The organism is Vibrio sp. ZF 223, from assembly GCF_003050585.1.
GTDB lineage: Bacteria > Pseudomonadota > Gammaproteobacteria > Enterobacterales > Vibrionaceae > Vibrio > Vibrio crassostreae.
Genome location: NZ_PIGB01000001.1, coordinates 736473 through 761171 on the forward strand (window position 1 = coordinate 736473; position 24699 = coordinate 761171).

The 24699-nt window shown below is 43.0% G+C and carries 23 protein-coding genes; 18 read left to right on the forward strand and 5 right to left on the reverse strand.

The window, feature by feature from the left end:
• Positions 1 to 446: 446 nt before the first annotated feature.
• From CWO13_RS03080 to CWO13_RS03090, 3 genes are all read right to left on the reverse strand, one after another.
• Entirely contained in the window at positions 447 to 1196 is a 750-nt protein-coding gene (locus CWO13_RS03080; protein WP_102431584.1) for a metallophosphoesterase family protein, read from the reverse strand.
• A 427-nt stretch (positions 1197 to 1623) separates the two neighbouring features.
• Positions 1624 to 2466 (reverse strand): AraC family transcriptional regulator, encoded by an 843-nt coding sequence (locus tag CWO13_RS03085; RefSeq protein WP_102431583.1) that lies wholly within the window; start codon positions 2464 to 2466, stop codon positions 1624 to 1626.
• A 378-nt stretch (positions 2467 to 2844) separates the two neighbouring features.
• Entirely contained in the window at positions 2845 to 4830 is a 1986-nt protein-coding gene (locus CWO13_RS03090; RefSeq protein WP_108082522.1) for an acetoacetate--CoA ligase, read from the reverse strand.
• 199 nt (positions 4831 to 5029) lie between these two features.
• On the opposite strand from CWO13_RS03090, the gene phhA reads away from it, so the two are divergent.
• From phhA to CWO13_RS03110, 4 genes are all read left to right on the forward strand, one after another.
• Positions 5030 to 5824: a phenylalanine 4-monooxygenase gene (gene phhA / locus CWO13_RS03095; protein WP_108082523.1), complete on the forward strand. Its 795-nt coding sequence runs from the start codon at positions 5030 to 5032 to the stop codon at positions 5822 to 5824.
• Positions 5814 to 6152, forward strand: a complete 339-nt coding sequence (locus CWO13_RS03100) for a 4a-hydroxytetrahydrobiopterin dehydratase (RefSeq protein ID WP_108082524.1) — start codon at positions 5814 to 5816, stop codon at positions 6150 to 6152. The genes phhA and CWO13_RS03100 overlap by 11 nt, the downstream gene beginning before the upstream one ends.
• A 249-nt stretch (positions 6153 to 6401) precedes the next feature.
• Positions 6402 to 6611 carry a DUF3283 family protein gene (locus CWO13_RS03105; RefSeq protein ID WP_102431580.1) on the forward strand — a complete coding sequence of 70 codons (210 nt, stop codon included), beginning with the start codon at positions 6402 to 6404 and terminating at the stop codon, positions 6609 to 6611.
• A 96-nt stretch (positions 6612 to 6707) separates the two neighbouring features.
• Positions 6708 to 7424: a YebC/PmpR family DNA-binding transcriptional regulator gene (locus CWO13_RS03110; protein ID WP_017057670.1), complete on the forward strand. Its 717-nt coding sequence runs from the start codon at positions 6708 to 6710 to the stop codon at positions 7422 to 7424.
• Positions 7425 to 7589: 165 nt separating this feature from the next.
• Here the strand turns inward: CWO13_RS03110 and CWO13_RS03115 are convergent, their stop codons facing one another.
• The gene (locus tag CWO13_RS03115; protein ID WP_057622702.1) at positions 7590 to 7841 is read right to left on the reverse strand and encodes a DUF2798 domain-containing protein; all 252 of its coding nucleotides are present in this window, start codon (positions 7839 to 7841) and stop codon (positions 7590 to 7592) included.
• An 85-nt stretch (positions 7842 to 7926) separates the two neighbouring features.
• Here CWO13_RS03115 and CWO13_RS03120 point away from each other — a divergent pair, with 85 nt between their 5' ends.
• Positions 7927 to 8829, forward strand: coding sequence for a LysR family transcriptional regulator (locus tag CWO13_RS03120; RefSeq protein WP_108082525.1), 903 nt, complete (start codon positions 7927 to 7929; stop codon positions 8827 to 8829).
• Between the two features lie 12 nt (positions 8830 to 8841).
• Positions 8842 to 9717 carry an NAD(P)-dependent oxidoreductase gene (locus CWO13_RS03125; protein WP_102431578.1) on the forward strand — a complete coding sequence of 292 codons (876 nt, stop codon included), beginning with the start codon at positions 8842 to 8844 and terminating at the stop codon, positions 9715 to 9717.
• Positions 9718 to 9789: 72 nt separating this feature from the next.
• On the opposite strand, the gene CWO13_RS03130 is transcribed toward CWO13_RS03125, so the two are convergent.
• Positions 9790 to 11019: an ROK family transcriptional regulator gene (locus CWO13_RS03130; protein WP_107898579.1), complete on the reverse strand. Its 1230-nt coding sequence runs from the start codon at positions 11017 to 11019 to the stop codon at positions 9790 to 9792.
• Positions 11020 to 11242: 223 nt separating this feature from the next.
• Here CWO13_RS03130 and CWO13_RS03135 point away from each other — a divergent pair, with 223 nt between their 5' ends.
• From CWO13_RS03135 to CWO13_RS03190, 12 genes are all read left to right on the forward strand, one after another.
• Entirely contained in the window at positions 11243 to 12766 is a 1524-nt protein-coding gene (locus CWO13_RS03135; RefSeq protein ID WP_057622708.1) for a glycoside hydrolase family 32 protein, read from the forward strand.
• Between the two features lie 225 nt (positions 12767 to 12991).
• Positions 12992 to 14044, forward strand: a complete 1053-nt coding sequence (gene fba, locus CWO13_RS03140) for a class II fructose-bisphosphate aldolase (protein WP_048660554.1) — start codon at positions 12992 to 12994, stop codon at positions 14042 to 14044.
• Between the two features lie 18 nt (positions 14045 to 14062).
• Positions 14063 to 14917, forward strand: coding sequence for a PfkB family carbohydrate kinase (locus CWO13_RS03145; protein ID WP_107898580.1), 855 nt, complete (start codon positions 14063 to 14065; stop codon positions 14915 to 14917).
• On the forward strand, positions 14896 to 15552 hold the full coding sequence (locus CWO13_RS03150) for a hypothetical protein (RefSeq protein WP_102432310.1): 657 nt from the start codon (positions 14896 to 14898) through the stop codon (positions 15550 to 15552). The genes CWO13_RS03145 and CWO13_RS03150 overlap by 22 nt, the downstream gene beginning before the upstream one ends.
• Positions 15553 to 15594: 42 nt before the next feature.
• Entirely contained in the window at positions 15595 to 17040 is a 1446-nt protein-coding gene (locus CWO13_RS03155) for a sugar porter family MFS transporter (protein ID WP_048660558.1), read from the forward strand.
• Between the two features lie 384 nt (positions 17041 to 17424).
• Positions 17425 to 18945, forward strand: a complete 1521-nt coding sequence (locus CWO13_RS03160) for a catalase (RefSeq protein ID WP_170960789.1) — start codon at positions 17425 to 17427, stop codon at positions 18943 to 18945.
• A 113-nt stretch (positions 18946 to 19058) separates the two neighbouring features.
• Entirely contained in the window at positions 19059 to 19520 is a 462-nt protein-coding gene (locus tag CWO13_RS03165) for an ankyrin repeat domain-containing protein (RefSeq protein WP_107898582.1), read from the forward strand.
• A 41-nt stretch (positions 19521 to 19561) separates the two neighbouring features.
• Positions 19562 to 20074, forward strand: coding sequence for a superoxide dismutase family protein (gene sodC, locus CWO13_RS03170; protein WP_107898583.1), 513 nt, complete (start codon positions 19562 to 19564; stop codon positions 20072 to 20074).
• A 293-nt stretch (positions 20075 to 20367) separates the two neighbouring features.
• Positions 20368 to 20940: a TetR/AcrR family transcriptional regulator gene (locus CWO13_RS03175; protein ID WP_107898584.1), complete on the forward strand. Its 573-nt coding sequence runs from the start codon at positions 20368 to 20370 to the stop codon at positions 20938 to 20940.
• A 449-nt stretch (positions 20941 to 21389) separates the two neighbouring features.
• Positions 21390 to 22160, forward strand: a complete 771-nt coding sequence (locus CWO13_RS03180) for an SDR family NAD(P)-dependent oxidoreductase (protein ID WP_102285520.1) — start codon at positions 21390 to 21392, stop codon at positions 22158 to 22160.
• 108 nt (positions 22161 to 22268) lie between these two features.
• On the forward strand, positions 22269 to 22814 hold the full coding sequence (locus CWO13_RS03185) for an OsmC family protein (RefSeq protein ID WP_017106464.1): 546 nt from the start codon (positions 22269 to 22271) through the stop codon (positions 22812 to 22814).
• Positions 22815 to 23092: 278 nt separating this feature from the next.
• A complete protein-coding gene (locus CWO13_RS03190; RefSeq protein WP_017106465.1) occupies positions 23093 to 24562 on the forward strand; it encodes a S41 family peptidase in 1470 nt (489 codons plus the stop codon).
• Positions 24563 to 24699 lie beyond the last annotated feature (137 nt).

The following is a 24699-nucleotide window of genomic DNA, read 5'->3' on the forward strand; positions in this document are numbered from 1 at the left end:
AAAATGACTATTTTTCTATTTTTGTTTTAAATATGATGAGCAGATCGCATTAAGAACTTTAGAAAAGGCACGAGGCCATACTGAGGTGAGGATTCACGAGCTTAGTAGTTTAGAATCGGTTTTTATCGGCCAACCAAGGGCTGCTTAAAGTGTTTAGTGTTTAATGCTTCTCCCGTTACTTGCTTCATTCAGTCATCGGTTTTCAATCGGCTGCCTTTACTCCAGATGTTGTCTGATAGCTAAATGCTCCATATATCTTGCACACAACCGTTTGTCGGTAAAAGCCGTTTTACGGGGCACTAATCGAAAAGGGAGAGCTTTTGAACCAGGAAATGCCAAGGGTTAAAAATCATATTGTGACAATTTTGGACAAAAATGATTTAGAACTATAGCTCTAAATCATCTATACAAGATTAGAAAAAGTATCTTGAAACCTTAAATGCTTGTTATAAGCACCTGCCTGTGGATAGAAAATGAACCCAGTCATTTCTGCCTCTCTTTTGAGCTTCACTTACTGCACTTTCTACATCATACGTTACCTTATGGAAAACAACGTCCCACTTACCATCGGTGTTTCGCTGTAATGTCGCGTATGATGCTCTTGAAGAAAAGTTTTGCATTGAGTGAACACTTGGTTCGTCATCCGTATATGCCTGCAAACCAACACTACCAGGGTTTATGACTAATTGCCCCGTAGATAGCTCAACACACCTTGGTGTATGTGTATGACCACAAATGATAACCGGAGAGGTAATACCATTTAGTCTTTCAAGTATTTCGTGATCAGTTCGAACTATTGGTTTTCCAGTACTAATATCCTCTAGTAAATACACAAGGTCATCCGTTGGTGTCCCATGACATGCATAAATGTCATTTGTGATTTGTAAGTCGAATGGTAGTTGCTTCATCCAACTGAGTGGCTCTTGGTCCAACTCACATAGAATAAATTGCATTGTAGGATTTGATTCTATTTCAGCTTCCGTTGCCTCGTATATCTGTCGGTCTTGATTACCCGATATAGTTATAGCACCCAATGATTTCAAATAATCATATGTCTGCCTCGGAGCTATCGGACCATATAAAATATCACCTAAATTAATGAAAGCCGTAAAACCTTTCGCTCTAGCATCCTTAACCACTGCCTCAAGCGCAAAAATGTTACTATGAATATCTGATAATATTGCAAACTTTTCCACAATGCACTCCTTGTGCTTATAACATTTTAATATCGTGCCAGCACGAATTGATGTATACAGCATATATCAAGAGCTTTACCTAACCAACTGAAAATTATAAATATAATCAAGTTTGATTCTAATTTTCAGTTGAAAACCGTGCAAGCACATATTGCTTCCGATTCAAGGCACGTTATCAATCAAAAATTTTCTTTTAGTTCTCTATTATTCAATGGCTTAAAAATAGTTGAACAACATATTCGTGCGTAAGTATGATTAAAGGTTAGTCTGTTGTGGATTAAAACATTTAGCTACATTGTTGGAACTCTAGGCATGAGAAAAGTAAGGCAAGTTGCAGGGTTTGAAACTGAGTTCAATCCCTCTCTGGCTCACTTTGGGGCAAAAGTGAGTCAGCCGTGATTGACTGACTCAAGGGAAGCTCTCTTAGCTATTTGATCGGAATATAGATTTCGGTTTTTAAATTCTCAGGTTTAGTTCGTCTTGGGTCTCGATTCAGGTACACCTCAAAGCATGGTTGATCTCGCAGTTCAAACCCACTCTCTGGTAGCCATTTCAAGAGTAAATAGCTATAAGCTTCAGAGAGTTTCTCGTAAGTACCTTTGTGTAAGGCCTTGGCATATTTGCCACCCAAGATTGTCTTGCGCTCGATACCTTCAGGTAATTCCATCTCAGTAACGATCGTTGCACATGCATCGTAGCGTATATTATCTACAAGGGTTATATTCGGGTCGTCATGGCTTATTCCTATCGTTATTGTCTCGGGTTGAATTAAGCGATTAGAATAAACAAACGGCATCAGTTGACCCCATGCGGTTGCAGCAGCATCATTGTATTTGCCACTACCTCTGGAATACAGGACTTCCGTAGACTTGCGATCGACAACGTTTATATTCATCTTTATGTCCTCAAAACTAGTGAGTTGTTGCCCTTTTAAGGCAGGAACTGTTTTTTGATGACGAATATACGATGGTGTACAAGAGAACTGCTTTCGCATCGCCTTATTAAAAGAAGCTTGGTTTTCATAGCCACAAGAAAAAGCAATCTCAGTCATGCTCTCATCTCCATAAGCAATACTTCGTGCCGCCCTCTCTAAAAGCAGGCGCTTACGCATCGCATATACACCCTCGCCATAATAGGCTCGGAACAAGTGATGAAAATGGTATTTTGAGAAGTGAAATTTTGATAATAGCTCTTCTATTACCATCGGTTGATCAAGGTGAGATTCTAAATACCTCACTACCTTCTCCAACCTCACATAGTTGTTCTGCATTACTTATACATCCATCCTATTTCGACATAGGTAGTGTCCTATACCGCGAGACTAAGTGATTTTCCATTATTGCTAATTTGTCTGAAAGTTTAGATTCAAGACCGTTTTCAAACCTGACATCAATCTAAAAAATACAAGCAACATAAGAAAAAGTAACTAAAGAACATTGCCAATTTGGCTACTGAATAAAACACTACGGGGCCGAAATGAGTTCGAGCAGTCTGTTGGAACGGCTTAAAGCTAGAGTTAAAAAGTGACAGACATATCCTGACTACTCTACCTAAAAACATCGAATACTAAGATCAAAAAAACCTCCACAGCGTCACTTCATTATCCGTGGAGGGGCGCTTCTCACTCACGCTCTTCTAGGTCTTAACACTAAAGCGAAACTACACGCTTTATCTCTTCCAAAACCTCGGCGTTAGCGATAGCCCCGAGGTTTTCTACATCCTTGCCATTCACGACCTGCTTCACCGCCAGTTCTACCAGTTTTCCTGAGCGTGTTTTTGGCACGTCACTGATCGCAAAAACCTGGCTCGGCACATGCCTTGGCGAGCAAGATGATTTGAGCTTGTGCTTAATGGCGGCCAATAGCGTTTCATTTAGAGCTACACCTTGCTGCAGTTGAACGAACAACCAAATTTGCTCATTGCGGTCGACATCTTTACCGACGGCGATGGAATCTATGATGCCCTCAATGGTGTTCACTTGTTGGTAGATCTCAGCAGTACCAATACGCACACCACCAGGGTTGAGTGTGGTGTCGCCTCGCCCATAGAACAGATAGCCGCCATGCAGACTCTGCGCGACCTCGTCACCGTGATGCCACACATTATCGAACCTGTCCCAATAAGTGCTGTGATAGCGCTCTCCGGTGTCATTCCAGAAGCCAACTGGGAAATTGGGGAGGGAATTGGTACACACCAGTTCACCACGTTCGTGCTCGACTTTATGGCCCGTTGAATTGAATACCTTGATGTCGACGCCAAGCCCTGCCTGTTGGCACTCACCGCGATACACTGGCGAGATAGGGTTACCCAACACAAAACAGCCACAAATATCCGTGCCGCCAGAAATGGATGCTAAATGCAGGTCTTGTTTGATGTGTTTGTAAACGTAATCAAATTGCTCTGGGTAAAGCACAGAACCTGTTGAGCACAGTGTTCTTAAATGAGGCAGAGAGTGGTTTTCTAATGGCGAGAGCTCTGCCTTCTCGATCGCTTCTAGATACTTAGCTGAGGTGCCAAATGTCGATACGTCAGCTCGCTGCGCCAAATCCCATAGAACATTGGGTTGCGGGTAAACCGGACTACCATCAAAGATCACTAAACAAGCGCCGCTGGCAAGCGCAGAGACGTGCCAGTTCCACATCATCCAACCACAAGTGGTGTAGTAGAACACGCGGTCGTTTGGCTTAACATCGCAATGAAGCTGATGCTCTTTTAGGTGGTTGATGGTGGTGCCACCAACCGAGTGAACAATACACTTTGGCTTGCCTGTTGTGCCGGAAGAGTAGAGTACAAACAATGGTTCATTGAAGCTGACACGCACAAATCGTACAGGTTGTGGCTGATAATGATTGATCATGTTGTGCCAGCTTCGAATCGACACATCATTTTCAAAGTCATTCCTTCCCAAGTAACCGATCTGACACACCTGTTTTAGCTCGGTTAAGTGCTCGATGATTTCACGGTTCTTGTCCGTCATATCGAACGTTTTGCCATTGAAGGTATAGCCATCACAGGTGAACAGCACCTTGGGTTTCACTTGGCCAAATCGTTCAATCACACTCTCGACACCAAAATCAGGCGAGGTCGATGTCCAAATCGCGCCCAAGCTGGTGGTTGCCAGCATCGCTATTACGGTTTGTGGCAGATAGGGCGTATACGCGGCAACCACATCACCTTGCTTCACTCCGCTATCGACAAGCCATTGCTGAACGCTAGAGACCGCTTCACACAGGGTTTTCCATGTATAACTCTGTTGTTCGCCACGTTCATTCTCAAACCAAATCGCAAGCTCATGAGGCATGGTGTGTGCCAAACGCAGCAAGTTCTCAGCGTAGTTTACTTGTGCATTCGGAAACCAAATTGCATCACGATTCGATTTAGGCTGCTGCCAGCGGATCTCACCTTGCGTTTTGATGTCATCCCCTTGCGAGCCAACCACGCCACAAAACTGCCACACGTTTTGCCAAAACGACTCCGGCTGATCCACCGACCATTGATGGAGATCTGCGTAGCTTTGTATGTCTCTATCTCGGTTTAAGTCAGACAGATTAAGGTTGTTGATAAATCGGGTTAAGTTGGCATCGGCGATACGCTGCTCGCTTGGCTGCCAAATTGGCTTATTGCTTTCGTGCATTCCTTTACCTTTAACAAAAAGTTAACGATTTCAGTCTGGTATTTAGGTTTTACAAAGTCAAAAGATCAGCAAAATAAGGGGGGGGCGGAATTGTGTAAATAAAATGTTACACGATCGCCTGTTTCGAAAAGTCGTGTAAATTGGCGGATATAAGGAGTGGAGATAGGCTTAAAGTGAGACATTCGAAAGGAGGTGTGTAATGACTCAATATCATTCTAAGCCCGTGAGCCAAGAGGGATGGGTTGAGTGGAGCCTCGAAGAAGATGCCATTTGGCACGACTTGGTGAAAAGGCAACTGGACGTCATTAGTGACCGCGCTTGTGATGCCTATTTGCACGGTTTGACCCTGCTGGATCTGCCATTAGACAGAGTTCCCCAGCTTCCAGAGATAAACAAAGTGCTAAAGGAAACAACAGGTTGGCAGGTTCAGCCTGTGCCTGCGTTAATCGATTTCGACCGTTTCTTTGATTTGCTCGCGAATAAGAAATTCCCCGTCGCGACATTTTTGAGAACGCGAGACGAGTTCGATTACTTACAAGAACCTGATTTCTTTCATGAAATTTTTGGTCACTGTGCCATGCTCACTAATGCTGATTTCGCAGCATTCACTGAGCATTATGGAAAACTAGGCCAAGCCGCGACATCCAAACAGCGCGCTTACCTTGCCCGTTTGTATTGGTTTACGGTCGAGTTCGGTTTAGTAAAAGAAGGCCAACAATTGAAAATCTATGGCGGTGGCATTCTTTCGTCTCCGGCGGAAACCATGTATGCGTTGGGAGGGGATTTGGCCGTTCGCGAGCGGTTCGATCTGCAAACGGTTTTAAGAACGCCTTATCGCATCGACATCATGCAGCCGAAATATTACGTGATCGACGAGCTATCTGAGCTCTTCAAAATCAGTCAGGAAAACCTATTACAGCAAGCTGATCTCGCGATTGAGGCGGGGTTACTACCACCACTTTTTGAACCCAAGGAACCGACACATGTTGAATGAATTAAAATGCGAAGCCTGCAGTATCGACGCGATTGCCTTAAGTAAAGATGAGCAACAATCTTTACTATTGGAGTTGTCAGATTGGCAGATCATGGAAAGAGACGGCATCCCACAGCTTGAGAAGGTGTTTAAGTTTAAGAATTACAAGCAAGCATGGGCATTCAGCAACAAAGTGTCAGAGTTGGCAGAAGAAGAGTTCCACCATCCTTCGATCTTATTGGAGTGGGGCAAAGTCACCGTCACTTGGTGGAGCCACTCAATTAAAGGCCTACATAAAAATGATTTCATCTGCGCCTCACGCTGCGATGTATTCGCGGTGAGTGAGTAGTTTCATAGATTAGAAATCACTCTTTCGCCTTTGTGATGTGATTAACTCATTATTCGGCTCATTAGGTGAGTCGAATAAGCAATACTTTCGCATCATGGGGCGTCACTTCTCTCAAACTAGCTTGACCTGCATCAGCGACTTGCTTGGTTTCGGGTCTCATAAACCCTTTCTGTTACTCATAGTATTGGTTTTATGAGGCTGCTCTATGATATATTTCTCGGCCAAGTGTATTACAGACGAAGGCTAGCAATGTCTATCAACCTTTCACTCCTTCCACCCAGCGAGAAAAATAGAATCGAACTGGATAAGCAAGCATCGTTTCTTGTATGGAAACTGAAGCAAGCGAAATGTGGCCCTGAAGCCATTGTTGAAGAAGCAATGAAGCTAGGTGACCCAGATGAAAAGGTGTGGTTTGAACAGTCTGTAGAAAAATACAAACGGGTAATGGGTGTCGCATAAACGCAGACAAACCTTGCCCAGCAGTGCTGTAGAATTGAAATGACACAGTAATTTGCTAGAATTTGCACCGTTAATTGAATCAGAGAGAAGATCCCGATGGGAAGAAGTTTTGAAGTGCGCAAGGCCTCAATGGCGAAAACTGCAGGCGCAAAAATTAAAGTTTATTCTAAATACGGTAAAGAGATTTACGTACTGGCTAAGAACGGCAGCTCTGACCCAGACATGAACCTACCTCTTAAGCACCTGATTGCTAAAGCGAAGAAAGACCAAGTACCCGCTCACGTTATCGACAAAGCGATCGATAAAGCGAACGGCGGCGGCGGTGAAGACTTCCAACCAGCTCGTTACGAAGGTTTTGGCCCAGGTGGCACAAGCGTAATCGTTGACTGTCTAACTGACAACGGCAACCGTACTTTCCAAGACGTTCGCCAATGTTTCGTTAAGACTGGCGCGAAAATCGGTGTTGAAGGTACTGTTTCTCACATGTTCGCTCACCAAGCTGTATTCCAGTTCAAAGGCGAAGATGACGAGATCATCCTAGAAACGCTAATGATGGAAGACGTAGACGTGACTGACGTTGAGCTAGAAGACGGTGTTATCACTGTATTCGCTCCAACTACTGAGTTCTTCAAAACGAAGACAGCACTAAACACTGCGTTCCCAGAGCTAACTCTAGACGTTGAGGAAATCACTTTTGTTCCTCAAACGACTACGCCAGTAGCTGAAGAAGATTCTGAGAAGTTCCAGAAGTTCTTAGACATGCTTGACGACTGTGATGATGTTCAGCAGGTTTACCACAACGCTGAGCTGTAATCTTTACAGTAACAACAGTTATTAAAAAACCGAGCCTAGTGCTCGGTTTTTTTATGGGCGTAATTCAGGCGTTTATCCATGAACAGCGTTTTTTGAACGCATCTCTTTGGTCGCAGCCTCTTAATGATATTGTCTAGAACATAGCTCCTGAACATTAACCCTTGATCATCGTTCCGTGATCTCAGGTTCGCAAAGCGTTCTCGGGCGACAAATCCATGCAGAGAGTTTTCTGATCAAAGGGAGCACGGTGAGGTTGAGCACGATGGCACACGGCCAAGCAATGAAAAAGCTTTGCATCCAGATTGGCGGCCATTCGTGGCTGAACCCCATTTTGTAGCCAGAAATTAACCCAGACATGATGGTCGCCATGGTCAGGGAGGATAAAATCGCGGTTACCCAAAATTGTTTGTTGTTCATATTATGTTTCTCCCGTGATTTTCTGTTGTTGATGAGATAAGGTTACTCCTATCCATTAATGAGAAAAATAGGCACATATAGAAGTATGAATTCCATATTTGGAAACATTGATGATCTGTTCTTATTCTGTGCAGTGGTTGAAGAGGGCTCTTTGCTATCGGCTTCGAAACGGCTGCAACTGCCAGTGTCGACTATGTCGCGTCGATTAACTGCATTGGAAGAGCGCCTCAATATCCGACTTTTAGAAAAAAAAGGTCGTGAGCTGGTGGCCACCAAAGATGGTGAAGCGGCCTTTGCTGCACTGAGCAGTGGCATGGAATCTATCCATCAAGGCTTTAATAGCTTGTTGGAAGAGCGTGATGCTATCCAAGGTAAGATTAAGCTCGCAGTGCCTCACAACTTCTATAGTGGCTTTCTAGGGTCGACAGTAGAGCAATTCCTCACTCAATATCCAAACGTTCATCTCGACCTAACTCTGAGCCAGCAGCAGCTTATTCCGCAGACCGATCGTGACTTACTGATCACGTTTAAGATCTCGGACATGGAAGGCATGATTGCTCGACCGCTTTTCAAGGCCAAACACGGATTTTTCGCGAGCCAAGAATATTTGGATTCGCGTGAAACAATAGAAAAGCCGGACGATTTGGAGCTGCAAGATTGGATTAATGTCGATGATGTGTTTGATATGCCGCTCTACAAATCCGACCGCTTAGAGCAGATGATCACGATTAAACCCAAGTTAATCGTCAACGATATTCATGCGGTGGCGGCCGCGGCGCAAAAAGGCTTGGGGCTTGCTTCATTGCCTTTTCGTCATGTATCCCGAGAGATCAATCTGATTCAAGTGCTCCCTGAGTATCATCGGGGTGATCGCCAAGCGTATTTAGTGTACAAAGAAAGAAAATATCAGCCAAAGGCTTTGACCTTGCTTATTGATGCACTGATTGAGAGTGTTCGATCTTTTCATAGCGATGACTTGGTCAAATAAAAGGAGAAAGAAATGAAAGTAAGTTTTATCGGGCTAGGCGTTATGGGCTTCCCAATGGCAGGTCACCTAGTCAAAGCTGGTTTCGAAGTAACGGTATTTAACCGCACTCACAGCAAAGCGCTAGACTGGGCTGATAAACACCAAGGTAAAGCGGCAGAATCTGTGGCTGAGTGTGTCGCAGAAGCCGACGTGGTATTGGTTTGTGTGGGTAACGATGACGACGTGCGCAGCATGACAACCAGCGAAACAGGCGCACTGGCTGCAATGAAGCCAAACGCGATTCTTGTCGACCACACAACAACGTCTGCAATCCTGTCTGAAGAGCTTGAAGTGGCTGCGAAGCAATCAGGTGTTCGCTTTATGGATGCACCAGTATCTGGTGGCCAAGCAGGCGCAGAAAACGGCGTGCTAACTATCATGTGTGGTGGTGAGCAAGAGCTATTCAACGACCTTCAACCTGTATTCGAAGCTTACGGTAAATCGTCAGTTCTGATGGGTAAAGTCGGCCAAGGCCAACGCGCAAAAATGGTTAACCAGATCTGCATCGCGGGTGTATTGAACGGCTTATCTGAAGGCTTGGTACTTGCTGAAAAATCAGGTTTGGATATCCCAACTCTGGTTGATTGCCTTAAAAACGGCGCAGCAGGTTCATGGCAGATGGAAAACCGTGCTACCACAATGGCGCAAGACAAGTTCGATTTCGGCTTCGCAATTGATTGGATGATCAAAGATTTAGGTTTCTGCCTAGATGAAGCAGAACGTCAAGGCATCCAACTTCCGTTGACTGAAAAGACTAACAACGCTTACAAGGCATTGTCTGCTGAAGGACAAGGCCGCATGGATACATCAGTATTGATGAAAGCCGTGGTTGAAGAAACAAAGAAGTAATAGAAGCTTCGTTTAGATAACTAAAAATAGCCGCTGATTAGCGGCTATTTTTTTGGTTTGTGTTAGCTAACTTTATTTAGAACTTTCAGGTGTGTTGGTGGCTTTAATCCCTAGATGTGCTAAAGGCAAAAGTAGCTCATTTGACATCACGTTGTGATAATTTCCTTTATGAACCAAATCTTCATCACTTTCATCAAGAACCAGTTCGATATTGCTTGCCAGATCCGGAAGTAATAAACGAAATGTGTATTCCTTTACACGATTTAAGAAATCAGCCCCTAATTGCGTCAGTTCATCACCAATTACCACTAAATCAGGGTTTAATTGGTTAATATTGTTTACTAATCCATGTGCTAAGCACTTAGCTAAGTAATCAACCGCGTTTATCGCAGCAGATTCTCTGTCATGAAATGCATTTACTACCATTTCAAAGTCCGCGGATGCTAATGAGGCCTCTTCCTTGTAACGTTCAACCAAGGCCGTTGTTGAGCTATACAGCTCAAGGCAACCTAGATTGCCACACTTACATTGCGGCCCTTGAAAATTGATTGATGTGTGACCAATCTCTCCAGCCGTCCCTAAACTACCGTGATAAACCTGCCCTTCAATCACGAGGCCTGAACCTACACCCTGCCCAAGAGATACATACAGTAAAACGCTTGCTTCATAAGTGCTTTGTAGCTGGCGCCAAACCGCGAGTGCAGCCAATTTTGCATCATGGCCTGCATAGATTGGATAGTCTGGAAATTGCTCTCGCATGTGGGAAATAAAATCAACATCTTGCCAATTTTTTGCGTCGGTCATCAGTATAATTTTATTATCTTGCTCTAAGAATGGGCCGGGCATCGCAACCGAGATCCCTAAAATATCACCTTCCTGCTCATTCAGAACATCGCTCACTTGCTTGGTCAAATACTCGATCAGCTCTTCTGGGCTATTATCAGTATTAATTGGTTTGACTATGCTGGTTAGCGAAACACCATTGAGATCGTAGGTATCAATTGAGAAGTTAGTACGCTGTATTCGAACGGACACAATTCGTAGATGTTGGGTATTGAACCCCAAATAAATAGAGCTTCGACCACGTGCCGCTTTTCGCACACCAGTTTCAACAATAAGTCCTTGTTCTATTAGAGGTTTTATCGCTCTAGTTACCGTCGCTTGGTCAAGTCCAACCAATTGGCTGATCTCTTTTCTGGAGCAACTACCACTATTGTGAAGTGCATTAAGAATGACGCGCTTATTATGATTTTGTACATCATCTAACGAAACGCCCAGTCCGCTTCTCATAGGCTTATTCATAGTTCTCCTGACCAATTTGATCTGCAATAACGTTCCAATGGATCTACACAATATATAGAAAAAGTTAAGTTTCAATAAAATCATATAGTTAGAAATTGAGTCTACTTTACTTATGTGAGCGCAATCTCAAGTTCATCATACTATATTTGTTAGCTGCAATTAAATGAAATATATTTGATTGCAGGTTGCAATTAAATATATTTCGATAACATTGGAGGTCCTTGTGGTATTCGATAAGAAGAAGCATCAGGCAATTATTGATCAAGTTGAAGAATACATCGCTGAGCATAAAGATACGGTTAAGCAGCACCATTGGCGTGAACATTACCATTACCAAGCACCGGTAGGCTGGATTAATGACCCGCATGGACTGATTCAATATCAGGGTAAATACCACCTTTTCTATCAACATCATCCTTTTACTGGCAAGTGGGGAACCATGCACTGGGGACATGCAGTCAGCGAAGATCTCATTCACTGGGAAACACTGCCAGAAGCTTTAGCACCAAGCGAAGAATATGACGGCTGGGATGGCGGAGGTATCTTCACGGGTAGTGCTGTGAATAACGATGGTGTGATGACTCTTTTCTATACGGGATGTGCACAAGCTCGCCAAGTTCAATGTATGGCAACGTCGACTGATGGAGTTAACTTTGACAAATATGACGGGAACCCAATCTTATCTGATCCACCAGAGGGAATTAACCTACATGACTTCCGCGATCCAAAGGTTTGGAAGCATGAAGGCTCATGGTACATGGTGACTGGTGTAACAGATGGCGTGAGCGATCTAATTAACCCATCAAACTACGAGACCAATGGATTCGGTAAAGTCTGCCTTCACAAATCAGACAATTTAACCGATTGGGAATTCGTAGGTTATTGTGTAGAGAGTATGGGCGAACTCGGGACAATGCTTGAGTGCCCAAATATCTTCAAATTGGGTGACAAACACGTCCTTATGTATTCACCTATGGGTATGCAACAGCGTCAAGTAGTTTACCTTGTTGGTGACCTTGATTACCGAACTGGTAAGTTCCATTGGTCTACGATGGGTTCTCTAGATTGGGGCTTTGACTACTACGCACCACAAGTGTTCGATGATGAAAATGGGCGCACTCTCATTCAAGCTTGGATCGGTTCATGGCCATTCATGCCATGGTGTGATGGCACTTACGATACCAGTGAACTGGGTTGGTACGGTAGTATCACTTTGGCCCGAGAAGTCTCTTTATGTCACGATGGGAAACTGAAGTTCACGCCTGTGCAAGAAGTTGAAAAATTGCGCCATTCTCCAAAAAGACATACAGAGCTCCAGTTAAACGATGGTGAAAAATTCGCATTTGAAGCTGGTGATAATGTTCACTGTGAAATCATTGCGGACATTGACCTAGCTGCTAGCGATTGTGACAGCGTTGTATTTGAAATTCGCAGTAAAGGTGAGCAGAAAACACTGATTGAGTTGGATTTAAAGAAAGGCGAACTGGCTTTTGATCGTACTCAATCGGGCAGTCGTTCAGCCTTACGTAGAACATGTCCACTAGAGTGTGCGAGTAAAGATCGAGCAAACATCCGTATCTTTATGGACAGTATTTCTGTTGAAATCTTTACCGATGGCGGCCGTACTGTGATGACCAATAACATCTTCTCTGATGAAGATAGTGTAGGTCTCTATGTATACGCTAAGAACGGTAATGCAAGAATTGAGACACTAAAAACATTTGGTATGAAAAGTGTTGCTGAGTAACTGATTCAGCTTTCTCCTTCTTCTTTTTAGCCCAGCTTATTGCTGGGCTTTTTTGTCCCTCAAAAAATATTCCCTTAAAAAAAGTCCTTTTTATCCCACTCAAATAACGATCCTCAAAACAAAAACACGATCCTTTTCACATTCTAAATTCTATTTAATTGTTTCTTGCAATTAAATTAAGTAAGTTTAATTGCAAGAAACAATTAAATCACTTTGGAGAAGAAAATGGCTATCGTTACACTAAGACAATTACTGGATCACGCAGCAGAAAATGGTTACGCAGTTCCAGCATTCAACATCAGCAACATGGAGCAAGGACTTGCTATTGTTCGCGCTGCAGCAAAATGTAATTCAGGTGTCATTCTGCAGGCGAGCATCAATGCTCGTAAAAGCTACGCTGGTGACGTGATGCTTTATAAGATGGTTTGTGCTCTCGCTGAAATGTTCCCGAAAACACCAATCGTTCTTCACCAAGATCATGGCAATAGCGAAGAAACATGCTTGTCAGCAATTCGCCACGGTTTTACATCGGTAATGATGGATGGCTCATTGGAGCGTGATGCTTCAACACCAAGCAGCTACGATTACAATGTAGATATTACTTCTCGTATCGCTCAATCTGCGCACTGGGTAGGTGCTTCAGTTGAAGGTGAGTTGGGTTGTATTGGCTCTTTAGAAACTGGTGAAGCTGAAGCTGAAGATGGCGTTGGTGCTGTTGGTATCCTTGAAAAGAGCCAGCTGCTAACAGACCCAGATCAAGCCGTTGATTTTGTGAAAAGAACAAAGGTTGACGCACTAGCTATCGCTTGTGGTACAAGTCATGGTGCTTACAAGTTCACTCGCAAACCGGATGGCGATATCTTAGCGATGAACGTTATCGAAGAAATTCACTCGAAGCTCCCAACGACTCACCTAGTTATGCATGGTGCCTCATCGGTTCCTCAATACCTTCAAGATATGATCAATGAGAATGGCGGTGAAATGCCTCAAACATATGGTGTGCCAATCGAAGAAATTGAGCGCGGTATCAAACATGGTGTTCGTAAGGTAAATATCGATACTGATTGTCGTATGGCGATGTCTGGTCGCTTCCGAGAACTAGCGATGAAAAACCCACAAGAGTTTGACCCTCGTAAGTTCCTATTAGCAGGAATGGATGAGCTAACGGCACTTTGTTTAAACCGATTTGAACGATTTGGTTGTGCTGGTCACGGTGACAAGATTACACCAATTTCTATGGATGATATGGCTGCACGCTACGCTAGCGGTGAGCTGTAATTCAAAGGAGTTCTACGTATGGGAAATTGTGTATTTATAGGCAGAAGCACGATTGATTTGATGAGCTTTGTTGAAGTGATGCCTGATCCTGATAAAAAGGTGAATGCAATTGCTGATTTTATTGGTGGTGGTGGGTCTGCACTCAATGCTGCCATTGCATGCAACGCATTAGGCTCTGATGTACACCTTTGGACATGTTTAGGTAAAGAGCACCTCTATAAATCGATAGTGACAGCAGAGCTTAATGAACACGAAATTTCGGTTGTGGATTTAAGTTTAGACGATGAATACCAGCTACCACTATCGAACATTATCTCTGCAAAGCAAACGGCATCTAGGCTCATCGTCAACGCCAGTCAGCCCGATTGCGAAAAGGTGATGAGTTTAGACCCGAAGTGGCTAGATAATGCAAAGCTCGTATTACTTGATCAATATGAGCATCCGTTTGTTAGCGCAAACGTACAAGCTTTGGCTGAGTTTACTGGGGATATTGTGTTAGACGCTGGTACTTGGAAATCGCACAGCGAACAGTTTTTATCTCTCTGTACTATTCCTATTGTTTCAGAGGAATTCACCAATGGTGACAAAGACAAAATGCAGGTACTTTGCGACCAACACGGGATCAAAAAGTGGGCAATGACGCTGGGCGACAAAGGTGTTTTTTATAGTGATGAGTCCGGTAGCGGGTTAATCCCTGCACCTAAAGTGGATGCTATCGATACGCTAGGTGCTGGAGATATATTCCATGGGGCTTTTTGCCATTACTACTCAGAGAGTCAAGATTTCCGTGACTCTCTGAAGAAAGCTAGTCACATAGCGGCATTATCATGTACCGAATTAGGAACCAGATCATGGCTAAAACACATTCGTTAACGGTTGATGACATTGCAAGCGTTCCTCAACTGGTCGCCAACACCTACCAAGAGTCTGGGAAACAAATTCTTGTCATCGGTATCTCTGGTGCTCCAGCGACGGGTAAATCAACATTGTCTGAATCCCTGCTGTCTGGACTGTCACAGTTAGGATTTAAAGCCCAACTTTGTCCAATGGACGGCTTTCACTACCCCAATTCGGTACTGAAAGAGAAAGGACTGACGTCAGTCAAAGGTAGCATCGAAACATTTGATGTAACCTCATTAGCACATTTGCTTTCCAAAGCGGTGACGCCAAACACTGACGCATTCTTTTGGCCGAAATACTGTCGTGAGTTACACGATCCCATTGCAGAAGGTTTTTTAATTGAGCCAGACACTCAAATTATTTTACTCGAGGGCAATTACATCTACTCAATCGACGAAGACTGGCGACCAGTCAGCGATTTAATTGACTTGAAGATCTTTCTCACAGCGAGTGAAGAAGTACTCAGAGAGCGATTAATATCAAGACACCTAGCTGGTGGAAAGTCGAAAAAAGAGGCGCTCGATAAAACCGAGCGCGTGGATCTAGTCAATGCGTTAAAAATAAAACAATACGAATCAAACGCAGACTACGTAATCCAGACGCACTAGAACAGCGTCCCATGTACCCTACAATTCTCATGGAGAGATCAAATGATTCTTAGCGAAAACAATAAGAAGATGTTCTTTTTAACATTCATTTGCGCTGCGGCAACGATTGGTGGGTTCCTATTTGGAATGGACACCATTGTTATTGGCGGCACGATCACGCAAATCACACAACAGTTCGAATTATCGACCTTACAACAAGGCTGGTATGTATCATCAGCGCTTGTGGGGTGCTTATTTGGTAGCATAATCGCAGGTCCTATTGCTGACTATGCTGGGCGTAAAAAACCTCTGATGCTAGGTGCTTTACTAGCTATCGTATCGGTTCTTGGCTGCATGTACGCAGACTCATTCAACTTACTGATCTGGGCACGTATCATTGGTGGCTTTGGCATCGGTATCGCGACCGTGGTTTGCCCGATGTACATTGCAGAAGTAGCTCCAGCAAGGCATAGAGGAAAACTCAGTAATCTATTTCAAGTGGCAATTGTGATCGGTTTAACTTGCTCAGTGATCACCAACACATTGATTGTTAACTACAGCCAGGCTGCCGTTGTTACGGGTCATTACCTTGACCATTTCTTTATTACTGAAAACTGGCGTGGCATGTTCTCTGTTGAATTTTTGCCTGCAGTTATTTTCCTTGGTTTGGTAGCATTTTTTCCGGAATCACCTCGTTGGTTGATATCTAAAGCTAGAGAAAAAGAAGCGGCTAACATTCTGAGAAAGTTCTTAACCAAGGGTGAAGCAGAAGAAGCGATTATTGAATGTCGTCAGGTAATTCGCTCAGAGAAAGCAGGATCATATAAACAATTAGTCAAAAATCCGGTGATGCGTTTCGGCTTGATGACGGGTGTATTACTAGCAATATGGTCAGAGTGGTCTGGCGTAACTGTTGTGATGTACTACGGCCCTGTAATGCTAGAAGAGATAATGGGCAACCAAGGTTCTGCACTGGGAGGTTTTGGTTGGATCTGCTTAGTAAGCGTTATATTTACCTCTTTATCAATGGTATTCATCGATAAAGTGGGTCGCAGAAAAATGCTAATAACCTCTGCACTTGGTTGTTTCACTTGCCTGATTGGTTTGGCAATATTCTTCGACAGACCTGATACTCCACCTATGTTGATAGTTGGCTTAATGGCGTTCTTTGTTGCCTTCACAGCACTCGGTTTAGGCCCTCTGAAGTTCACGATTTCAGCTGAGATTTTACCAACTTCAGTCCGTGGCCGCGCGGTCTCAATAACAACGGCAGCAATCTGGATTCAAGGTGTTATCTTGAACTCATTTACACCAGCTTTTAGAGAATCATTTGGAACATCGGCACTGTTCATCATGTTCGCGATTATCCTGCTTGGCCAAGTTTGGTTTGCCATCAAAATCCTTCCAGAGACAGCAAACCGCAGTTTAGAAAGCATCGAGAAAGAGTTAAAGCAACGATTTGATATAAAAGAGGTCGAAGGTAAAGAACTTCAACCAAAGCAAGTATAGCGATTAGTTGTTGTTAATATAGATAGAGCCTCCAGTATGTGGAGGCTTTTTTACTTTCACGTATATTCCCACTCATACCCTCTCTAAACCATTCACTCCTTATTATTATCATTCGTCTCATTGATAAAACGGCGTGACAGTTTGTGGCTAACCTTTCAACGTCAACCTTTGAAAGGGATTAGAAATCGCGAGTATTTGGGCTGTTATTTTTCTCTATTCGAACCAACTTAATCACTCCATCGTTTTCACCTATTGAATCTATCGTTATTTCCCATTAAACAAATGTAAACATTGAAGTTATATTCTTGGTGGGCAGAAAAGAGCTTTTGAATATCCATTAACCACTCGACTGGTTTAATGGTTAGCACGCATTGGAGAGCAACCATGCAGATGTCAAAAAGCTTTTTATTAATTACAGTTGGCTTAGCCAGCACATCTCTACAGGCTCAAACCCTGACAAGAGACAACGGTGCACCAGTAGGTGATAACCAAAACTCCATAACAGCAGGTGAGAATGGCAGTGTATTACTGCAAGACGTCCATCTGATCCAAAAATTGCAGCGTTTTGCCAGAGAACGTATTCCTGAGCGTGTTGTTCATGCTCGTGGTACGGGCGCACATGGTGAATTCGTCGCTTCTGGTAATTTTAGTGATTTAACGGTTTCCGACCCTTTTACTAATAAAGGTAAGGTGACTCCTGTTTTCGTTCGTTTTTCGACCGTTATTCACTCTAAAGGATCACCAGAAACACTTCGCGACCCGCGTGGTTTCGCCACCAAATTTTATACTGAACAGGGTAACTGGGATCTGGTAGGGAATAATCTGCCTGTGTTCTTTATTCGTGATTCGATTAAGTTTCCGGATATGGTGCACTCTCTAAAACCGTCTCCAGTCACCAACGTTCAGGATCCAAACCGATTCTTCGACTTCTTTAGCAGTGAGCCGGGTGCGACCAACATGCTGACTTGGGTGTACAGCAATTTAGGTACGCCAGCGAGTTATCGGACCATGGATGGCTTCGGGGTTCATGCATATAAGTGGATCAATAAGCAAGGCGATGTGAACTATGTGAAGTTCCAATGGAAGAGCCAGCAAGGCATCAAAAGCCTTCGTCCTGATCAAGTCACTGAGATGCAAGGTAAAGATTTTAACCATCTTACCAATGACCTTTACGCCGAAATTGGCCGACGTAATTACCCTAAGTGGGATCTTTACGTGAAGGTCTTGTCTCCGGAGGCGTTGAGCAAGCTTGACTACAACGGGCTGGATGCAACCAAAGTATGGCTGAATGTGAAAGATCAAAAAGTCGGCACTATGACGTTGAACCGTCTACCTGAAAACTTCTTTCTAGACACTGAACAGTCGGCATTTTCGCCTTCGAATCTGATTCCTGGTATCGAGCCGTCTGAAGACCGTTTACTGCAAGGCCGTTTGTTTGCGTACGCCGATACACAGCTTTACCGCTTAGGAGCAAACTTATTCCAACTGCCCGTTAACCGACCGTTAGTGTCGGTGAGCAACCATAACCAAAATGGGTTGAGCAACAATGCATCGCTAACTAATGGTGCCGTGAACTATGAGCCAAGCCGAAAAATAGAGTTAGCAGAAGATGTTCAATTCAAAGCCGTAGAAACCAAGCTTGTTGGTACGGTTCAACAAAAAGCGATCAGCAATCCACGAAATTTCTATCAAGCGGGTGTGCAGTACCGCAGCATGAATGAACAAGACAAAAATGATTTGATTGCTAACCTCGCTGGTGACTTGAATAAGGTGACGGATAAAGGCATCAAAACGACGATGGTGAGCTACTTCTATCGTGCAGACAAACAATATGGAACGCGTTTGGCTAAAGCCACTGGCACCAGTATGTCACGAGTGGAAAAACTCTCACAAGCGAACAATTAAGCAATAATCTAAGACGTAAAGTTTTGGCCTGCGGGAGATTTATCTGCTCTTTTCTGCCCGAAAATCAGGGCTCCTGTAGGCCATTCTCTAATCAAGTTAGTTAGGGGGAATAAATGAAAATCGTATTTTTACTCAGCTCCGTTTTTTTCTCTTTGATCTTCTCGCTCAGCTTATTGGCTGCTGACGACAAACTGGAAGAGGAATACCAATCTCTGGTTGGGTTGTTCTTTGATGCCGCTCGTATTGGTAACAATGAAGTGGTCGATGCATTTGTTTCTCAAGGCTTCCCCGTTGATCAACGCAATAACCAAAGTTACACCGCACTCATGGTGGCCGCTTATCAAGGAAACAGAGAAACCGTGGGGCTTTTACTCGATTCGGGTGCCAATGCATGCCTGCAAGACAAACGTGGAAACACCGCTTTGATGGGAGCATTGATTAAACGCGAAATCAGTATTGCGAAAGATTTGTACCAAGCGGAGTGCTCCCCAGAATTGCGTAATAAAGCAGGACTTAATTTGAAAGAATTTGCCGAGATCTATGGTCAATCCAATGTGCTGAAATCCCTTCAGTAATCAACAAAGTGTGCGAATAACAATAAAAAGGACGTAATAATATGAACAAAACAACATGGCTTGCTGCACTCGCCCTTATCTCTTCTCCTGTTTTTGCTGAAGCAGTGAATGTTGAAATGATCGATCTTGGCTCGGGTCAGTCAACCGGAACTGTAATGATAAGCTCAAGTGAATACGGAGCTGTTTTTACGCCGGAATTGAAAGGTTTACCTGCTGGTACACATGGCTTCCATGTACACGCCAATGGTTCATGCGACAGCCTCACCAAAGATGGAAAAATCATACTCGGTGGAGCGGCTGGCGGACATTATGACCCTGAGAAAACGGGCAAGCATGGTTTCCCTTGGACGGATGATAATCACCTTGGCGATTTACCACCGCTTTACGTCAATGCTCATGGTGTAGCTGACCAGCCAGTAATGGCGCCAAGAGTGACGTTAGATGACGTGAAAGGTAGAGCGTTGATGATCCACGCTGGCGGTGACAACCATTCAGACCATCCAGCTAAACTTGGCGGCGGTGGTGCACGCATTGTCTGTGGCGTGATTAAGTAATCTCTTCTTTAAGAGTTACAAAAAGCGCTCCAACTTATTTGGGGCGCTTTTTGTATTTAGGGATGACACTTATCTCTAACGCAGAACTCTCATTAATCACTTAGGCTTTTGTTGGCTAAAACAGAGCGTTAAGGCATTTACTTCCACTGACTGAAAAGGCCAGTAACGCTGACTAGCGGCTATTTTTTGTCTGCACATTCGACCTGTACAATCCCTTGATACCCATACCTACTGATAGATAGGCGAGATCTGTGAACTATGCTATATTCCCCTAAAATATAGGTGGAATTAATATGAAAGAACTTAATCCAACGGCAGAAAAGATCGTCGACTTAGCTGAAAGTTATATGCAAAGCCGAGGTTTTAATGGTTTCAGTTTTCGCGACATTCAAAACGAGCTTGGAATAAAGACTGCTAGCATCCATTATCATTTCAAAACCAAACAAGATTTAGCGAAAGTGGTGTTTGAGCGTTACCTTGTGAACTACGAAGCGGCGTTAAAGCGTATCGAGAGTCAAGACATCTCTGCTGAAGGTAAAATTGAAGCATTAGCCGACATTTTTGTTGATGTACGCGAGAACAACAAACTGTGCCTATGTGGTATGTATGCTTCTGATTTCTATTTTTTAGCGGATGGTTTGGAAAGCCTATTGTCTAAATTTGTTCAAATCAATGAAGATTTTATCCGTAAAAGCATAGAGCAGGGGATTGCGAGCGGACACTTTCGTTCTGGATTAGAAGCAATTCAAGCGGCGAGGCTAATTTTTGTCGCCTTGGAAGGGGGGATTTTACTGTCTCAATTCAAGGACACTGATTATATCCGTTCGGTGAAAGCCAGCTGTTTAAACATTCTGAAGGCGTCATAGTTTATCGATTAGATTGATATGGCGCGGCAATATCAATGGGTTTTACAAGAGGCATTGTCGTTGCGCGATAGATAGGTACGACGTAGCGTAACCCAAAAGAGATTGTTGTTGTGAAAGCGAGGCTGAGCCCTCGCTTTTTTATGTCTGAAAACTGAGCATAGGACAAAATCAGTAATGAAATTGACTCGCTAAGTGGCGCTGTCGACACTTGCCATGAAACGAATACTCATTTTTAATAAAAATATTTAGTCAATTATGCTTCTGATAAATATAGGTTTTTTGAGAAACAACTTTATCTACCTACCGGTAGGTAGATAAAGTTGTTGACGTGAAACCGATCCGATCTTAAAGTACACCCACTGACGAGGAGATGGTCTCTACTACTCCTCCATTTTTTTGAATAACCTACCTATCTACTGATAGGTAGGTTTTAAATTAAGGATTTCATTATGTTTAACACATCTTCTATTGCACTAATTGTTGGCGGTTCTTCTGGTATGGGTAAAGCAACTGCAGAGCGACTGCTTAAGTCTGGTGTGCCTGTAATGATTCTTTCTCATGACAAACAGAATCTTGCTGAAGCAAAATTGGATCTGGAATCAACCACGAATGGTCATGTTGAAACTGCTCAGGTTGATTTATACGACCCTTCTGCTGTTCAAAGCTTTATTGAACAGTTAAATGCAGAAAAACGTCACATTGGCTACTTGGTGAATGCAGCTGGTTTCTTCAAACCTGTCGATTTCCTTGAGCATTCTGAGCAAGATTACGACCTTCAGTTAGATATGAACCGTGCTTTCTTCTTCATTACACAAGCCGTTGCGAAAAATATGAAACAACACGGCGGTGGCGCAATTGTAAATATCGGTTCTATGTGGGCACATCAAGCAATCAAAGCAACGCCTTCTTCAGCTTACTCTATGCAGAAAGCGGCACTGCATTCGCTGACAAAAAATTTGGCCATTGAACTAGGCGACCACGGTGTGCGTGTAAACGCTGTGGCTCCTGCAGTCGTGATGTCGACAATTTATAAGTCATTCATTGCTGAAGATGAGATTGAATCTGCACTACAAGGCTTTAACGATTTCCACCCAATTGGTCGCATTGGTTCTACAGACGATGTTGCTGATGCGATTGAATATCTACTATCGAATAAGTCATCTTGGGTAACGGGTACGATTCTAAATGTCGATGGCGGCGTTATGGCGGGTCGAAACTAAATTATTTATAGCCTCTCACGTTATGTGGGAGGCACAACATGAACATGAACATGAACATGAACATTAATCATTAAAAATAAGAAATAAGAAATAATATAAGGATTCAACATGAGTAACGCACCATTAAATGGCCTTAACTTAGAAGACCTATCAGCGTACACAAAAGTTATTACTGATGATGCAACACAAGCGGTATCTGAATACGGCATTGTTGCTGAATGGAAAGGCGGTGTTCATAGCGAAATTCGTACGCTGAACCAAAAGGTCGGTGGAACAGAAATCGTTAAAGATTTTACTTTCGATGTGGGTGAACCAGAAGAGCTTCTTGGCAATAACGCATACCCTACGCCACAAGATTACCTGTTGGGCGGCATGGCTGGCTGTATGATGGTTGGATTTGTTGCAGGCGCTAGCGGCCGCGGTATTCGTTTAGAGTCCGTAAAGTTGACCATCAAAGGGGCTTTGGATCTTCGTGGGTTCTTGAATGTAGCTGAAGAAGCTCCGGTTGGTTTCGAAGAGATCCAATTTCAGTTTGAAGTTGAAGGTGATGGTACTCAAGCTGATTACGATGAAGTTATTGCCGGAGTTCAACAATTTTCTCCGAACTACCGAACAATCAGTGATGCCGTTAAAGTGTCAGCGATTGTTGCTTAATTAAACGATTTTATTTAATTAGCTAAAAATATAGAAACCCTTTTTTAATTTATGCATTGCCACTGCTTTGAGCCTATATTCACATATAGGCTCTTTTTTATTTTCAATTATCTAAATTAGATATATTTAAATTAGGTTTGGTTAAATTTGATGATGTTAATTTATTTTATTCTAATGAATAATGTAATAAAAACAATTACATAAAACATACATATATCTACACTGTTTATCATTAACTTAATTTATCATTTTTAACTTCAGTATAGTGGAGTAATAAAATGAAAGCTCTTAAATATGCGATGACACTTGCTTTAATTCAAGGCTCCTTTGCATGTCATAGCGAACAAGTTAAAAAAGACCAGACCCATGATATTAATGGGGTTTGGTTTAGCCAACGAGACGGCGAAATTAAAGTTATCGAAAATGAGACTACAAGAACGATACAAGTGGTTAATAACACTTGTTATGAAGTGTCTAACTCTCTGAGTTATGGTACTGAGTTGAGTTATGAAGCGATAAAACAGCACGCCACTCGTCAAGGTAATCAATTGATCCTAAATATTCTTCGACCTAGACCTTTCACTTACACTTTAGTAAGTAATATCAATGATGTATGTCCTCAAGGCCTTAGCCCCTCCATGACTCGTGATGGTCATTTTGATTCTGATGCCCAATCGATGTTCGATATATATTGGCAAGATATGAAGAACCACTATGCCTTTTTTGATGAACGCAATATTGACTGGGACGAGGTTTATGATAAATATTATGATGATTTATATGGTGCTGACTATGAACAATTAATTCACGTGTTTGATGAAATACTTAGTCAATTGAAGGATGATCATAGTTCTATTTATATTCCTTCAAAAGAGCAGCAGATATGGTATAGCAATAAAACCATCTTGGAACAACAATTGGAGTTGGAAGCTGACCAGTTAGATATTCCTGAATCAGAGCAAGAAAGCTACATAGCCAGTCAGAAGAATAAAATAACACTCAATATCATGAAGTACTTGTTTGAAAATGAACAAGAAGGTTTTAAAAACCGTGCTTCTCGTGAAAGCAAGGAACATCGTCTTAACTGGGGCATCATTGATAATAAAGGCATACCGACTGGATACTTAAGAATTGGCGATTTCATGAGCTATATCGATGAAGGTTTAATCACAGGAACGCCTAAACGAAATACAGATAAAGCTCATCGTCAGTTTGAAGAATTAGTGACAAAAATTTTAACGCAGCTAAATGATACCCAGTCGCTGATTATCGATATTCGTGAAAATGAGGGTGGGCTTGATATGCAGGGCTTGTGGTTATTGCAGCACTTGATTGAAGAGCAGCAGTTAGCTTGGCATGTTAGTTCTTACTTCAAAGATGAATTCAGCCATGATGTTGATGTCATGATGACTCCAAGCAATGGTATTTCATATACAAAACCGATTGTACTTTTGACCTCTTTCGGTACGGTCAGTGCAGCAGAAACATTCGCATCGGCGATGAAAACGCTCCCTCACGTGACTATCGTAGGTGAATCAACATCAGGCGCCACCTCAGATGCGTTTGGAAGAATGCTGCCCAATGGCTGGGAGTATTCATTAAGTAATTTATATTATAAGAATCGCGACCTGGAAAACCATGAAGTCACAGGGGTGCAGCCAGATTACGTGGTTGGAAACTTTGTGTTAGAAGATCGTCATCAAGGCCGAGATGCTGCGCTCGAAAAAGCACTGTTTCTACTTTATTAAGGCTAACGAGTGCCTAATTAGACAGTCATTTGGATAGATAAAAATAGCCGCTCATTAGCGGCTATTTTTGTATGGCTTGTATAAACCCAGACAAGCCTATCGGTGGCTATGTATACTCGAGTCGTGAGTATCGTTAG